Below are 15,944 nucleotides of genomic sequence, written 5' to 3'. Positions count from 1 at the left end.
ATGGTCTTTTCAGGCTCCAGAACACATCTTCCAAACGCATATCGGCGGATGCATGCCAGGGAGACAACATGCGGGTTCTTGCCTGAGAAGAAACTTTCCCCTCCCCGACTATGCGCCGGGGAAGCTATCCTCGCCGTTCGTGCACGAACGCCTGCGGCGCGCGTCAATCCAACCGAAGCGCATATTGATGGCAGCTAGTCCCGCAATGAATGCGCCAATAAGCAGATACAGGTAAATGCCCGGACCGCCGGCTTCCGGCAGCGAGTACACGCGAACGTTCTTGGCGGTCAGCGTCCACGTAGTGTCCGAACCGCTGATGCTGGGTTTCGTCTTCTCGGTGTCGTAGGTACTATCGATCAACTTGACCTTGCCATCGTCGGCAACGACGAATCCTATGGGGTGGTTTACATCGCGAACGATGTATCCCTCGGGGGCTGCGGTCTCAACCAACCAGTAAGTGCCTGGCTTCAAGCTGGGCAAATCAACCTTGCCGCCGGACCCCGTGGTCAAGTTGTCCTTAACAACTTCCGTATCCAGAGCCGCATCGAAAGCCGGGGTTGCTCCGCCTTCCTTATCCTTCAGCAGCTTGAACGTAACGCCCTGCATCGGATCGTTGTTGTCGGCATCCTTCTTCAGCAGCGTGACTTTCGTGAGCTCCGGTTCGTTCACCACAACCGCATGACCGGTTTCACCGTCGGGAATAACGAAGTAGTCAGTGTTTTGGGCATCTTTGCTATCGCTCACATAGTACGTGGTGGATTTCCAGGTGTACTTCTTATTTTCGGAAGTCGTCAGCGTAGTCGACTTATGGAACCCGCTGCCGTCCATCGTGCCTTCTTCAACGTAGTAACGGGTGTTCTCTCCCGTTGCAGGAATCACGATCTTCGACGACCAAGCGCTGCCCTTCAGCTGAACGGGATCGCCAACGGGAGTGCCATTCAGGGTTTCGAGCCATTCGGCATTCGCTTCTTTGGTCTCCTTGTAGAGCTGCACCCATACGGAATCGTTGGCGTGTTTTTCGGTCTCGTCGTTGCCGTCGGCATCCACCCACTTTTTTTCAACCGTGATGTACGAGGGTGCATTCGTAATGACCGCACTGGCGCGGCCGTTTTCGGGCACGCACACATAACCCGTTGTGCCAGCGGCGGTTTCGTCTCCCCACGCAACCGTAGAACCATTGAAGGTCGGCGTCGTGGTGTAGTAGTTGGTAGACTGCCACGCATAGGAACCATTGGTCGTGCTCAGCGTCGTTTTCGGAACAAATGTCTCGCCATCCAGCACGCCTTCCTTAACTAGGTAGCGCACGTTCTCTCCGGTTTCAGAAATCGGGAACTTGTGCGTCCAGGCATCCTTTTTCAACTGGACGGGATCACCTACGGCCGTTTCGTCGCCCCATTTTTCGTTGGTGCTGTCGTAGGTCTGCTTATACAGCTGCACATAAACCGAATCGTTGTCATGAACCGTTGCTCTTTCAACACCGCCGTTTTCGTCCAGCCATTGCTTTTCGACGTCGATATAAGTCTCGACATTGGTGATGGTGATAGGCATTTTGCTCATGTCGGTCGAGACGACCTTGCCAGTCGCCTTTCCGCCATCGGTCTGATAAGTAATCTCCGTGACTTCAAGATTTGCGTTTGTGGAGTCCGTATAACTGGGGGCGTAACCATCAACGGGCACTTCCATAACCATATACGTGTAGTCGCAATAGACGTTATTGCTCGGATTATCCTCGTCGTAAATGGTAGTTGCGTTGTAGCCTTCGCTCGGAAGGTCAGACCAGGCATTTGCCCAGCTATTCCCGCTATTCAGCTCCACGGGAGCACCAACAGCGGCATACGAAACATCGTCCTTGTTTTCGCGACCCACAGCTTTGCGAATGAGTTGAACCTTTGTGGTCGGATACGTGGTAGGCGTGGTTTCCCACTCTTTCTTAACCGAGACCTGTTTCTTGGTCATCAGATGGATGTTGGTACTAATCTTCAGATTCGAGTCGCAGCCGCCGCGTTCCAGATAGAACACCTGCAGCACATGGTCGGTGCCGGCGCGATTCTCGGCGCTGTTTCTGGAACCGAGAATGCCTTCATGGTCGTTTTCGGTCCACAACCATGCTGTGTCACCAAGAACGTTTGTATTGACGATGTTGTTTGCAGCATAGGAGTACTTGGTTTGGGTATACGAATTGTTATTGGCATCCACCTGCGTAGATGTGCCGCTTCCAAGCGAGACCTCGCCCGTATGGAAGTTGATCGTTCCCGAGACAGGCTGATGGATACCGCCGATGTCAAGCACCAACTTGCCATCGATAAACACCCACATGTCATCGTCGCCGCTGAATTCGAAGATCATATCGGCGGTTTGTCCGTTTTTGGTAATTTGGCCATCGAGGGGCATGGTCAACGGAGTTGTCATGGTCAAACCGAGGTGGTGGTCAGGATGGTTATTGGGGTCCCAAGTAACCTGCACATTGTTAGTTTCGTTTGGGTTGATACAATCCGACGCGGTACCCCAGTCATTGAAAGGGAAGAATCCGTACTTCATTCCCGATTTAGAGCCATTTGCTCGGTCATACGTGCCGTCGTAGACTATGAAATCCCCGTTGTCTTTCGTCTCGCCCTCATCGCAATAATAGGCGTAGTTTTTGTTGCTGTCGTAGACCATACGCTCTTGAGCAGTTCCTTCATTTTCGAGCTTGAAAAGATGGTTGACGTTCTTGTAGGTCGTCTTCCCGGTTGCACTCGTATTGGGATTGAACAGATACTCCAAAGACTTATCGCTCGCATAGGTGTTGAGCGTGGGGTAACCCGTGCCGTCAGTAGCCGTCAGCGTGGAATTCAAGATGCCCTGGTTGGCCACCTGGACGGTATAGAACTGCCCTCCATCGCTTCGGCCAACGCCAGTGAACTGGTTGATTCCGTTTCCTGGGTTTCCAAAATTACCTGTATGCGCGTTATAGTTCAATGCCCGACCATCACCGGTTCCATAGAACTTTAACTGGTTGTCTCTGCTCTTCCTGTAATTGATACCGCTTTGAGTGGCTTGGTTATAGCCATTATCGTTATTGAAGCTGTTGTTCAACGAGTCTTCGGCCTCGTAGTCGAACAGGTTCATCACGATGCCAAGGCTGGCCGTATCCAGCGTTTTGATGGTACCAGGCGCATTGGGCGCGCGCAGCGGCGGAGCCTTCAGCATGGCGTCGTTTGCCTGAGCTTCGGCGTCATCGGGCTTGTTGGCCTCTTTGTCTTCCGTGGCTTTCTCGCCCTCAGGGTTGTCAGCCTGCTCTTCAGGGTTGTCAGCCTGCTCCGTTTCTTCACCATCGGCTTCGGCCGGCTGATCGCCATCGTCACCCTCAGGCGCCTCAGGGTCTTCTTCAACAGCAGGTTCTTCCCCTTCGTTGGTCGGCTCGTCACCTTCCGCGTCATCCAAGGGTTGCTCGAACGCCCCTTCGGCGGGTTCGTCCGCAACGGCGAGAACACCGCCCCAAGGCGACAGCGCTCCGCCAGGAATCAGGCTTAGTACCAAAAGACAGGCCAGAAATACTGAAATTCCCCGTTTAGTCATAATGAACAACACCTACTGCTCCGTATATTGTTACATCTAATTCATTTTTTCAAATGGGGTTTTTCGCAACAAGTGTGTAAAAAGGCCGATGCGTCAACCAATGCAAATACTTTGGTTTAACAATCATCATTTCTTATAAATTCTTAATATTGCGCACCGTTTTTTTGCCCCTCCGTTGGCACATCCAGCCTTCTTGTTCCGAACCGCATGGACCGCAAGACGAACTTTTAGCCCGTTTTGTAAAATCGCGCCCTCAATGCTCGTCTTGGGCCATGCAAAGTCGTGCCGAAGGGTTTTATCCGCATCCGTGGAGGGATGGGTTAGTGCTCAGCACCGCCCCCACTCCGATGGAAACAAGCGCTTGGTTTGACAGACCGCGTTGCGCGTGAATCAGTCCAACGGTTCCGGCGTACAGCATGTAAATTCGCTCATGAATGTCTTCGGGCACTTCGAAGGACGCACCGCGATAGACGCACCGCGGGAGCAATTCGTTTACGAAGAGCGTTGCCATCTTATCGGCCGTGCGGTCAAGCAGATCGATATACAGCCCTGCCGCCTCGTTGCTGTAAAGGGCCCTTCGAAGCGAACTGGGGTTCTCGATGCGGTTGCGGATGTTGGTGACCGCCGATGCCCCCAGACGCTCAAGATCGATAACCTCCAGGGACTCGTATCTGATTCGGGCGTCTTCTGTCAGCTCGTCGGTGTACATGTCGAAAACCGCAGCCGTAACGCTCTGCTTGTTCGGAAAATAATGATAGAAAAGCGATCGGGTAACTCCGACTCGATTCGCAATATCCTTGATGCTCGTATGCTCGAGCCCTTTTTCGTTATACAACTCGCGGGCTGCCCTTACGATAGATTCGCGCCGGGACGCCTTCGCATCCGACCGCACATGGCTTTTCGACCCATACGGCGCGTGCTTGCGCACCCTCTTTTGCTCTTCGATTTCGTCAGTTTCCTGTCCCATACTTTCACCTCGCAATGCGTAGTGCTTGATTTTTTGCAGGCTGCAGTATTCCACCCAGGATTCAAAGTATCAAAGCGCTTCTTTATATGTCAAGACACACCTATTCTTTTTCCTACTGTCTTACTATACGATATATTATATTCCGTTTATTTGTGTTTCGTTCTATGTATGTACACTCCTACCTTGCGTTTTGCACCGCAGACGCCGTCCACGCATGCCACAACAACCGACAGCGCAAAAAAAGAAGGGGCCGAAGCCCCTTCGCTGTACAGACAATGTGATTATGCGATGCTGCGGTTATCCCTCAACAGCTGCCGGCTCCGATGCGGCTTTGCGGTCCTGAATCGCGCGAAGCGGACGCAGGATGAAGTACGCGATGAAGATCACCGAGTACAAGGCTACCGAGAACGTAGCGGCTTTGCCGCCGTGCATTGCGCTGGGCATAAGCAGGAACAGCAGATGCACATAGGTAAGCGCGAAGAACGGATAGGCCAGCTTCTGCAGGTTCTTCCAAGCGTCGGTGGACATGCGCTTCTTGACGAACCTGAAGGACGTCACGCCGAGCAGGATAAGCAGAATGAACAGGACGATGGCCACGATGATGCCCAGAATGATGTTCACCTTTAAGGACACACCGCTGAACAGGGGGTTCAGATACGATTGAAGGTAGCGCACCACATGACCCAGCGACAGGATCCACGCGATAATGGACAGCTCGGCGCGAATGGGCCTCAGCCACAGGGACACCTTGGACGAGCGTGAGAATACGCCGATGTACATGACCACGATGAACAAAGCCAGCGGCACCAGACACTTCTGCATGGTCCAGAAGAACGCCAGCCTTACAGCGCGGGATGCGCCCAGCTGGTCGAGCATGAGAAACGCCACAACAACCAAAACCGACAGCACATAGAAGGCCATGGGGGCCTTCTTGATGGGATTACGAAGAGCAAAGCATGCCGCAATGGTAACGGCGAGAATGATGATGGTGTTCATTTACGCCTCCTGGACCTGCTCCTCAAGCACCTCCGCGATGTCGGCGAGCAGTTGCTGATCGAATAGGAAGAAGCCCTTCGAAATCTTCAGGATGCCACGGTAAAAACGCGTGTGCAGCAGGTTCACGGCCAAGTCGGCCAAATCGTCGAACCACGAAAGGATGTGGTCCTCCAGGAATCCCTGGGACGCTTTGATCTGCTTGAGCGCCTCTTCCGGATTGCCGGCCTCCATGGCCTCGATGGCCCGTTCGGCCAGAATCACCTGGAACTCGCACATGAACGACAGGTGGTCATGCGGGTAGTCGTACCCTTCTGCGCGCACCACATGATGTTGCTTGTACAGCTGGAACACCTCGTGGTAGGCGCCCTGGTACATGAGCCCCTCTTCGCTGGTGTGGACGGATTCGTACGGCGCGGCATAGCGGCCCTTCCACGACGACGTGCTGCCGAATGCACCAGTGTAATCGACAGCCAGCTCCTGACGGGTACCGGAATTGCGTTTGGCCAGATAGCGGCGGATGTCGTTCACGCCGTCGGCGAACTGCTCGTTAATGTCTTCGTACGCCGAAAAATCGGTGTTGGCGAAGTTCTCGACCTGTTCGGCCGTCAGCGGCTTGAAGTACACGTTCGCGAACATATCGTAAAAGGCGTTGCGTCCGCGCAATGCGTCGATGATTTCTCCGTACGGCGCATTGGTTTCGGCTTCAGCCTGCTTGATTTCCTCGGACATTGCTTCCCCTGGGTCTTTCGTCAAATTTGGCCTCCGTATACATACATATATAGGAGGCTTTCAATCATACCATCCGACGCGGAGCGAGGAGGTGTGCATGCTCCGCGTCGGATTCGAATTCGCTCACGGTTGCCGAACGGCCCGGGCTGGAGGGAGTGGGATCCCGGGCCGTTCCGACATGAAAGCTACTTCTCGTAACGCCTGACTTCGATGGAAGGATCGCTCCAGGGCTGCCATTCGGCCGTACGGCTCAGAATGTACACGCTCGAGGGGCCGACACCGTCGATGTCGTCAAGCTTGTGGCAGTTCTCCTCGCCGGCAGCGGCGACAGCCTTGGCTGCGGGGCTCTCGGGGTCGTCCAGGTCGCCGAAGATACGGGCGCCGGTGCAGCAGTTATGCACGCATGCGGGTTCCCAAGGAGCATCCGGCTCGGCGATGTGGTCTTCGAAGCACAGGGTGCACTTGTCGACCTTGTTGGTGTTGGCGTTGTACCAACGCACGCCGTAGGGGCAGCCGGTCATGCAGCTCTGGCAACCGATGCATTCTTCTTCGTTGATCAGAACAACGCCGGTTTCCTCGTCGCGATAGCTGGCGCCCGTCGGGCAGACGGCGATGCAGCCGGGATTCTCGCACTGCTGGCACTGCATGGGCAGCCAGTACATGCTTACGTTAGGATAGGTTCCCATCGGGCCGATGGCGGAAACGCGGTTGCGATACACGCCAAGGTCGATGTTGTGCCAATGCTTGCACGCTGCTACGCAGGTGTCGCAACCGGTGCAGCGCTCGAGATCGATAACGAGACAATTCTTCATTAGAATACATCCTCCGTCCTAGCTTCGCCTTGCAGGGTGGGCATGAACGGCTGGAACTCCTCGGGTTCGACCCACACGTTCTCGGGCTTCTCAGACTTCTCGATCTTAACGGTGAAGCCGCGGTTGGTGTAAGAACCGAACACCTCGTTGAACGGCGCCGTGTTCTTGGTGAGCACGTTGACGTTCATCTGGCGCCAGCCACCGTCCGGATTGGCCTGGGACTCGTCGAATGCCTCGGGGTTCCAGAAGCGCTCCATCCAAACGGTATGCGGATTGATGGCCTCGGTGAGCCATGCGCGGGCATGGATCTCGCCGCGGCGGCTCGTGACCTTGACCCAGTCCATATGTTCGATGCCCAGCTCGGCAGCGCTGGCCGGGTTGATGCGGATCTCGGCGCAGGGGAACAGCTCGCGGCTGTACGCGGCATGGCGCATGGTGCCGTGATGGAAGTACGGAACACGGCCGCTGGTGAGCACGAACGGGTACTCTTCGCGGTCGGCGATTTGCTGCTCGGCCTCGGAATAGGGGCTCTCGCAGGGTTCGATGGGCACGCAGATCGGGCTGTAGTCGTCGCAGGCTTCCTGCGGCTTGGGGTAGCAGTACGGATAGCCGGTGCGGGCCGTGCGCAGCAGAATCTGGCAGTAGGTCTCGATCTTACGGGACTCAGTGGCGAAGCCGATGGGCAGGTTGTCGTCATCCTCGGCGAGGACTTCGTGCTGGTTGTAGTTGAAGTAGCCCTCGGTGATGTGCGGCACGTACTGGTCGGTGTTGGCGATCAGTTCATCCCAGCTGGGAGCGCCCAGCGTGGCGGCGACGGAATCCTTGTTCGCCTGCTCGGTGGGGTTGCCCAGATAGCCGGGCTTCAAGCCAGGCAGGTCTCCGCCGAGCTTCTCGGCGACCTTCGCCAGAACCTGAGCGGCGGGGATGCTGTGGGATACGGTCTCGCCGATGTGGGTGCATTCGTTCTGCAGCCACTGGGTGTCGAGCTGGGTCATGTTGACCATGGGCTCTTCCAGCCACTCACGCAGCGGGAACATGAGGTCGGCAGCTTCGAACTGGAACGACGTGATGTTCGGGTACTGGGTGATGATGTAGTCGACCTCGGGGAAGACCTCATACCAGCTCTTGGCGTTGCCGAGCATGGCCAGCTTGTTGCCGGACATGTCGAACCAGACGCGAGGCTTGAAGGGCTCGCCGGTTGCGATGGCTTCGCGGACGCTGGGGATGTGGCTGTGGCACCAAGCATACAGGCCCTTGTGGTCCTTCATGCCGATACGGTCGAGGAGCAGCTGGTTGGCGAGCTCCTGCTGGCTGACGTCGGCGACGCCGGCCGGGGTCTCTTCGCCGCGTGCCCAGGCTTCGTTCTGCTCATCCGACAGGCCGATGACGGCGCCGATGCCGTACATGGCGCTGAACATGCCGCCGAAGCCGTTGTTGAAGGTGTACTGACGCTTGAGCGACTGGGTGCCCGTCGCGTCGGTGAAGTAGCCGCCGCCCTTCTGGGTCATGGTGGCGCCGGGCCTGTTGATGTAGCCCATGATGGAGTCGAGGCCCATCAGGCCGATAGGCACCTGGCTGGCGGACTCGGTCATGTCGGAAGCAACGCCGTTGGCGATGCCGGCAACATGGTCAATCGGGCCGCCGTCGTCGGCATGGGTGTACATGCGGATGGCAGCTTCGATCTTGTCGGCCTCAAGCCAGCAATCCTCGGCGGTCTTCTCAAGCGTCCAAGGAGCAGCCTCTTCGGCGTAAATCTGGCCGGCGGTCTTGTAGGTCTTGCCGTTGAACTCGCCTTCCCAGAAGATCTCGGGGTCGACGGCGCTGTCGGCAGGAGCGCTGTACTCGAAGGGAGCAACAGCGTTGGTCTTCAGGTCGTAGCAGACATAAGCCGGCGTGTGCTCGGGCGTGGTCTGCTCGAAGTCCGGGAACAGCTCCTGAGCCTTGACGGGCAGCTTGGTGTCCGGGTCGATCAGGAACGGCAGGTTGGTCCAGTACTTCGTGAACTGCTCGTTGTACAGCTTGTTCTCGAAGATGTAGTTGAACCAGCACAGGATGAGTTTAGTGTCGGTTGCCGGACGGATGGGCAGCCAGATGTCGGCGTGAACCGCGTCAGGGCTGAAGTTCGGGTCGACGACGATGGTCTTGACGCCCGCAGCGCGGAGCTCGGCCATGCCGCGGCCGGATTCAGCGGTTTCGGAAACGGACGGCTGGGCGCCCCAGATCACGACCACTTCGGCCTTGTTGTCGTCGCCAGGACGGAAGATCTCCTGAACTGCGTTGTCGGCGATGGACTGGTCGTCGCCGCCGTAGAACAGCTTGGAGAGAGCCCAACGGGGCAGGTAGCACTGCGCGCAGCCCGGCTCGAACACGGTGGGCGAACCCAGAGCCATAGGCAGGGTCATGGCCTCCATGAACGAATAGGAGCCGCCGCCGCCGACGCTTGCGAAGAACGAATACGGGCCGTACTCGTTGATGGCATCAGCGATGTGCTGGGCGGCCTCGTCGATGGCCTCGTCCCAGCTGATCTGCTCCCATTTGTTGGTGCCGCGCTCGATGTGGCGCAGCGGATGCAGGACGCGGCGCGGGCTGTACATAGTGTGGACCTGGTTGAGGCCCTTGATGCACAGGGAGCCGCGGCTCACGGGCGCCTCGGGGTCACCCTCGAGCTTGACGACCACGCCGTCCTTCAGGTAGGCGATGGCCGGGCACATCTGGATGCAACCATGGCACGAGGTGCGCAGCTTCGTGTCGTAGTCGATGTGCGTCGAGAACGTAACGCCCTCAGAGGACTTTACGTTGCCGTCGGCAGAGCCTTCGCCTTCGGCGGAACCGCCATCGGACTGCATACAGCCGGCCAGCGACGCGCCGATGGCCGAAGCAGCCGCCGTAAAGCCTGCCGCTTTGATGAAGCTTCGACGAGTCAGATTAGATTTTGTCATCTTCCCCCTCTTTCCTTTCTTCTCGTCTGTCCTCCCTTTGCGGGAGGTTCCTCCTCCTACTTATTGGCTAAAAACGCTTCCCCCTCCTTTGTAAGTTTCCAACCGTTATCCCAAACAAGAACGCCGGCGCGTTCCAGCTTGTCGATGAATACGCTGGGCTGCACGGTTTCCGTACGCCCGTTGATGATGGTTTGCAGAACGGGACGGCCCTTCAGAAGATCGGTGACCTCGCCGTAGGTGCGGGGCTTTTCCGCCACGAATTCCAGCATCTCTTGGAAGGTTTCGGCGCGCTCGGGACTGGTTTCCAGAAGCGCGGCCAGTCGCGCAGCGGGGCTGTGGTCGGCTACAACCTGGGCTCCCACTTCGGTGGTGATGAAATTGGTGGTTGCAACAAGGTCGTCGATTTCGTCCTCGGTCAGGCCTTCCTTGTCTTCGGGAAGCACCCGCTTGCCCTCCGCCGTGCGCTCGATCTCCTCAAGACCGTCGCAACGGACCAGCACCTTGGTCATGTAAACCGGGTTTTCGGTGGCACGGGAATACTCGGGGAACGACATGACGTGATTCTCGACGTCGTTGAGTTTCTTCTCTTCCGTACAGAACGACAGGATCCTGAGCATGAGCTCGCGGTTCAGCGGCTGGCGCGTGACGGCGCGGTTCAGGATGACGAGCTTCTCCTCGAAGGACAGCTCCGCGGTTTCTTCCAGGGTTTCGCGCTCTTCCAGTTTCGCCTCGTCGTTTTCAGCCAGATCGGCGAATCCGTTGTCCTGCGCCTTCCTTTCTGCCGCCAACTGCTCGTTGGTGCGCATCAGGCGCTCAAAATCCTCTGCCATACATCCCCCTCCTGTGCAAGGTGCTTGAAAACGATGCGAGGAGCCAGCTCAACCCGCATCCGCCGCCCGGCTATCCCCCTGATTGCCGGAACGGTTCTGCAACCTTGCGTTTGCAGTTGATTCCGAATACACCCTATGCTTTCATCCGTCGGTTGGAAACCGCCATCCTGCAGCAAAAGGGCGAAAAACAGAGGTTCGAACCTCACGCACGTATGGGTGAAAAATCTCACCCAACACGTTTTTCCAGTTCAACCGATTGATTAAAGTTTCCCGCCTCATACCCTGTTTCCGTTTCCCCACCCAAAGATTGCGGTATACTGCACTGCAGCCTATCAATAAGGCATGACGCAAAGGGAGGGGATTGCACATGCCTAAGACCCGCATTGTCACGCAATTGGCAGCCTCATGCCCAAGCATGGCGGCCATCGCATTCGGTTTCTGGCTCGCTTGGTCGCGCATGGTCTTCGACGGTATGGTTTGGATTTCCACGCCCGACTACAGCTCTACAGCCGTAACGCGCATGTACACCGAAACAACCATCGCCCTGGCCGTTGCGCTCATCTTTATCGGCTTCAACGCGAAGCGCCTTTCAGGCCTAGCTGACAGGCAGTCCACCCCGTTGCTCAGCGGTGCATTTTCGTCGATCGGCTGCCTGCTGATTATTCTTGCCGGACCGTATTTCCTGCAACGCGCGGTCGGCGCAGACACATGGAGCGCCGTTTTTATCGCTGGATGCGTTATGACGGGCATGGGGTTTGCACCCATCCTGGTCGAATGTGGAAAGTCCTTCGGCCGGCTTCTGCCCCGCAACGCCATTCTGCAGATGGCGTTCACCTATTTCATCTGCGTGGGAACGTATTTCGTTGCGCTGGGATTTCCTCAATGGAGGCTTTTCGACGACGGCCCGCAGGTCTTAGGCACCGCAATGCTCATTCTGCTGCCGCTGCTTTCGGGACTGTTCGTGTCCATCAGCATGTATGCGCCCGTTTCCGAAACTACCCGGCAGCCGTCTTTCGATTTCGAGCATTTCCCCAAACCGTTGTGGAAGCTGGTCGCATCTGTTTCCATTCTTGCCTTTGCCGCTGCAGTGGTGCAAGGCTGGGCCAGCACGTTGGTTGCCCTGTACAACACCGTGCTTCTGTCGTCTTTCGTGCTGCTGTTCCAGGTGCCGGCGGCTGCGTCCTTCGTGCTGCTGGCAGTTGGATCCGATACGGAAAACGTCAACTTCGGCCGCATCTTCACCATGGTCATGGTGGTTGCCGGGTTCTTTGTCGCACTTGCGCCCGTAGTTGGCATCAACAACCACGCCTTCTACCAAACGGTGCCGTTCAGCATGCGCATCTTCGACTTCGTGTATTGCTGCCTGCTGTTCTTCGTCGTGTATCAACGGAGGATTTCCGCCATGATCGTCGTTGGCATCGGAGTCGGCTTCTACCAGGCGTTTAGCGCTGCAGGCTGGGCAGTGGGCGCCTATCTGCTGCCTATGATTTCGAGCTCCATGGTCACGCAGGGCATTTTCGTCGGGCTTTCGTTCCTCACCCTGTTCGCCGCTTTCATGATCTTCTCCGAGAAAGAGTTCAAGCAGCTCTACGAGGAGCGCGTCGAGGGTCAGACTCCCCTGTCCGACCTGCTGAAGAAGCGCATCGATTCCTCCGTCGCCATCGAAACGCACCGCGGCAAGTTCAACATCGCCATCGATTTCATCGCCGACGAGTTCAAGCTGTCCCGCCGCGAGAAGGACGTGCTGCGCTACCTGGCCATGGGCTACGGATCCTCGAAGGTGGCCGACGAGATGGGCATCAGCTGGAACACCGTGCGCACCCACACGCGCAACCTATACGGCAAGCTGGACGTTCACAGCAAAGACGACCTGATGGCTCTGGTTGACCGCTATCGCGACATGTAGCCCCTCCGCGGGACAACGGGGACGTAGCACTTTGTCCCGTTTTCGGCGAGCCTGCTGGGGCGGGCGCGCGATTCCGTCGCGCTCTGCTCCTCGCCCCAAAAACCTCGTTTTCTGCCAAGAATATCAACTAGTGTACGACCTCATGAAGATGCGGGTTGCGCATGTCGTATCGGCACGCGTCTGACCTGGGGTTCTTCAGAGATGGGTAATCTCGATATCGAAGCGGCGCCGAAAAGTCGTACACTACTTGTTTTTCTTGGCGCAGAAGCTGGTTTCGGACCAGAGGAGCAGACTGGCTGGACGGGGATGTGTCCCTACTGACTCAAAAGTGTGTCAGTAGGGACACATCCCTACTGACACACTAGCCGCAAAAAAATGGGACAAAGGGGACTGTCCCCTTTGTCCCAGGGGCGCAAGGCCCCTTCCCTATCTGGTGCTATGTGCGTGAAGCCTTAGCCGAGCGCGGTGAAGGACAGCATGAGGCCGCCCACAGCGTTGAGGCCGTCGTCCTCGAAGCCGTACTCGCCGAAAGTGAACTCGACCAGGAACGGAACACCGTCCGCAGCCTTCACGAATGCATCCGCCACCTCGTCGATGCGGTCGCCGATGGCGGCACGACGTCCTCCGCAATGCACGAAGAAGTAGGCTGCAGGCTTGGCGCCGGCCTTCTCATTCAGCTCGCCCACTGTCTTGGCCACGGAGTTGACCAGGCAATCCACGTCGCCTTCCATGCGAACGACGCAGGTCTTTTCGACGACCTTGCCGCCCACGGCGATGGACATGTCCTCGTTGCCGCCCATAGGATGGCGGATCAGCGTCAGGTCGCCCAGACGATCCTTGAAGCCCAGCGGGCTCACGATGGAAGCAACCAGCAGGTCGCCGCCCATGAGCTGGTCGACCGGCATGCCGCGCCAACCTGCGTAAACTTCCAGAGCCGGCTTGCCGTCGATCTCGGCGATGCCGCGGTCGCCGTTCATCTTGGTGACCACGCCGAAGTCGTCGGTTTCGGCATAGGCGCCGGTGAACTTGTTGGCGAACGGGGCGTCGGTGTAGAAGAACGCGACGACGCAGCCGTCCTGGAACGTTTCGGTGCCGTTGTACATCCACCACTCGCCGGCGATGGAATTGTCCGCAGCGGAGCCGCCGAAGAAGGGAACGCGGCCGATGACGTCGGTCACGCCTTTGATGTAGTACTCCTCCTCGGCGGGAGAGGCGACCATATACCAGTAGGCCGGTGCGCAGTCCTTGCCGGCTGCGGCCATAGCGGCCTTTGCCAGCTCGGCGCCGGTCTTACGGGGACACTGCTCGCCGCGGGGAGCGCCGGCCGTGCCGACGACCAGGTCATCGCCGCCCAGAGCCAAGATGCCGAAGAACGGGGTGTCGCCGCCCACGTATCCTTCGGGAGTGATAATGCCGGTAAACGACGTGTTGCCCACCACAGGCACGCCAGGCAGCTCTGCCGCCACGGCAGCCAGAAGCTCTGCCGAGTCGTATGCGCAGCTGCCGTAAGCCATGGCCACCTTGGCGCCCTCGATGCCGGCCGCAATCTTCGCGGCTACATCTTTGCCGGCTTCAGCGGCAGTTGCGGCGGTGGATGTTGCGACAAAACCCTTCATATGAAACTCCCTACTCGCAAAAACAGAAATAATAGAAACGCATCATTCCATCAATCTTGTTTTGCCTGATGAAAAGAACGTTCCTTCCATCAACGGGAGCCGCAGGCGGCAAAAGCACCGCCTGCGGCCCATATGATTGCGGGTGTTAGCCCAGCTTGTAGTCGACGTAGGCGATGTGCGTCTCGAGGAATTCCTCAAGGCCGTGCTCGCCGTCGTCGCCGCCCAGACCGGACTGGCGGACGCCTGCATGGAAGCCCTGGAAGGCTTCGAAGTGATGACGGTTGACGTAGATCTCGCCGAAGTTGATCTCGTTCAGGCCGCGCATGGCGGTGTCGAAATCGGTGGTGTGGATGGAGGAGGTCAGGCCGTAATTGGTGTCGTTGGCCTTCTCGATGGCCTCGTCCAGGGTCTCGAACTTGGAGACTGCCATGACCGGGCCGAAAATCTCCTCGCGCATGATGCGCATGTCATGGTCGCAGTCGACGATGAGCGTCGGCTCGATGAAGTAGCCCTTGCCTTCGATGGCGTTACCGCCGACGACGATCTTGGCGCCTTCGTCGCGGGCGCTCTGGATGAGGTCGAGAACGATTTCGCGCTGCTTGGCGTTGACCATCGGGCCCATGTCGACGGATTCGTCCAGCGGGTCGCCGGCCTTGGCGGCTGCGACGCGCTCGGTCATCTTGGCGACGAACTCGTCATAGATGCCAGCCTGGACATAGACGCGCTCGGCCGCGTTGCAGACCTCGCCGCAGTTGTAGTAACGAGAGTTGAAGCAGTTCTCGATGGTCGCGTCCAGATCGCAGTCGTCCATGACGATAAACGGAGCGTTGCCGCCCAGCTCGAGGGAGACCTTGGTGACGTTCTCGGCGCAGTTCTTCATGATCTGCTTGCCAACGGGCGTGGAACCGGTCATGGAGACCATGGCGACCTTCGGGTTGCCGGACAGGCCGTTGCCGACGACGGCGCCGGAGCCGGAGACGACGTTCACGACGCCCTTGGGCAGGCCGATCTCGTCGCAGAGCTTCGCGAACTCGAAGCAGCCGTTGGGGCTGTCGCTGGACGGCTTCAGCACGACGGTATCGCCGCAGACCAGAGCGGGAGCGACCTTGCGGCCGATGAGGAAGAGCGGGAAGTTCCAGGGCATGATGCCGGCGCACACGCCGATGGGCTTCTTATACAGGAAGATGTTCTCGTTGGGAGAGTCGGACGTGATGATCTCGCCCTTGATGGTGCGGGCCAGGCTCGCGTAGTAGCGCAAGTACACGCCCAGCCAGGTGGCCTCGTCGCGGGACTCGTTGATGCGCTTGCCCATTTCGGCGGTATTGGTCTGGGCAAACAGCTCGCGATTCTCGTCGACCTTGTCGGCAAGCTTGTTGAGCCATTCGGCGCGCTCGATGGCCGGGACCTTGCCCCAAGCCTTCTGAGCCTCGTAGGCCGCGTCGACGGCAGCAGCCACGTCCTCCTCCGTGGCCTTCGGCACCTGAGAAATGACCTCCTCGGTTGCCGGGTTGACAACGTCGAGCATCTCACGATCGCCGTTGTCGAGGAATTCACCGTTGATGTAGAGCTGGTACTGCTTCATGGACAATAA

10 protein-coding genes are annotated in these 15,944 nt (G+C 57.9%); 1 reads left to right on the top strand and 9 read right to left on the bottom strand.

Translation table 11 applies throughout. The features are described 5' to 3' along the window. Positions 1–108: 108 nt before the first annotated feature. From SHEL_RS02755 to SHEL_RS02725, 7 genes are all read right to left on the bottom strand, one after another. On the bottom strand, positions 109–3,558 hold the full coding sequence (locus SHEL_RS02755; protein WP_126513733.1) for a SpaA isopeptide-forming pilin-related protein: 3,450 nt from the start codon (positions 3,556–3,558) through the stop codon (positions 109–111). Positions 3,559–3,853: 295 nt separating this feature from the next. Continuing rightward, the gene (locus SHEL_RS02750) at positions 3,854–4,579 is read right to left on the bottom strand and encodes a TetR/AcrR family transcriptional regulator (protein ID WP_126513732.1); all 726 of its coding nucleotides are present in this window, start codon (positions 4,577–4,579) and stop codon (positions 3,854–3,856) included. Between the two features lie 243 nt (positions 4,580–4,822). Then, positions 4,823–5,521 (bottom strand): ferric reductase-like transmembrane domain-containing protein, encoded by a 699-nt coding sequence (locus tag SHEL_RS02745; RefSeq protein WP_012797727.1) that lies wholly within the window; start codon positions 5,519–5,521, stop codon positions 4,823–4,825. Continuing rightward, a complete protein-coding gene (locus tag SHEL_RS02740; RefSeq protein WP_012797726.1) occupies positions 5,522–6,250 on the bottom strand; it encodes a TorD/DmsD family molecular chaperone in 729 nt (242 codons plus the stop codon). A gap of 185 nt (positions 6,251–6,435) precedes the next feature. Then, positions 6,436–7,062: a 4Fe-4S dicluster domain-containing protein gene (locus SHEL_RS02735; protein WP_012797725.1), complete on the bottom strand. Its 627-nt coding sequence runs from the start codon at positions 7,060–7,062 to the stop codon at positions 6,436–6,438. Further along, the gene (locus SHEL_RS02730; protein ID WP_012797724.1) at positions 7,062–10,001 is read right to left on the bottom strand and encodes a molybdopterin-containing oxidoreductase family protein; all 2,940 of its coding nucleotides are present in this window, start codon (positions 9,999–10,001) and stop codon (positions 7,062–7,064) included. Before SHEL_RS02730 ends, SHEL_RS02735 begins: the two co-directional genes overlap by 1 nt. Before the next feature lie 56 nt (positions 10,002–10,057). Further along, positions 10,058–10,831, bottom strand: a complete 774-nt coding sequence (locus SHEL_RS02725; RefSeq protein ID WP_012797723.1) for a hypothetical protein — start codon at positions 10,829–10,831, stop codon at positions 10,058–10,060. Positions 10,832–11,198: 367 nt separating this feature from the next. Between SHEL_RS02725 and SHEL_RS02720 the strand changes: the two genes are divergently transcribed. Further along, complete coding sequence (locus tag SHEL_RS02720; protein WP_012797722.1) at positions 11,199–12,737, top strand: helix-turn-helix transcriptional regulator; 1,539 nt, start codon at positions 11,199–11,201, stop codon at positions 12,735–12,737. Between the two features lie 452 nt (positions 12,738–13,189). Here SHEL_RS02720 and SHEL_RS02715 read toward each other — a convergent pair whose 3' ends face one another. Next, positions 13,190–14,353, bottom strand: coding sequence for an FIST signal transduction protein (locus SHEL_RS02715; RefSeq protein WP_012797721.1), 1,164 nt, complete (start codon positions 14,351–14,353; stop codon positions 13,190–13,192). 145 nt (positions 14,354–14,498) lie between these two features. Next, positions 14,499–15,935, bottom strand: coding sequence for an aldehyde dehydrogenase (aldA, locus tag SHEL_RS02710; RefSeq protein WP_012797720.1), 1,437 nt, complete (start codon positions 15,933–15,935; stop codon positions 14,499–14,501). Positions 15,936–15,944: the final 9 nt, after the last annotated feature.

Origin of the sequence: Slackia heliotrinireducens DSM 20476 (assembly GCF_000023885.1) — a bacterium.
Taxonomy (GTDB): Bacteria; Actinomycetota; Coriobacteriia; order Coriobacteriales; family Eggerthellaceae; genus Slackia; species Slackia heliotrinireducens.
Note: the sequence above shows the minus strand (reverse complement) of the source record. Positions and strands in the feature narration are given on the sequence as shown.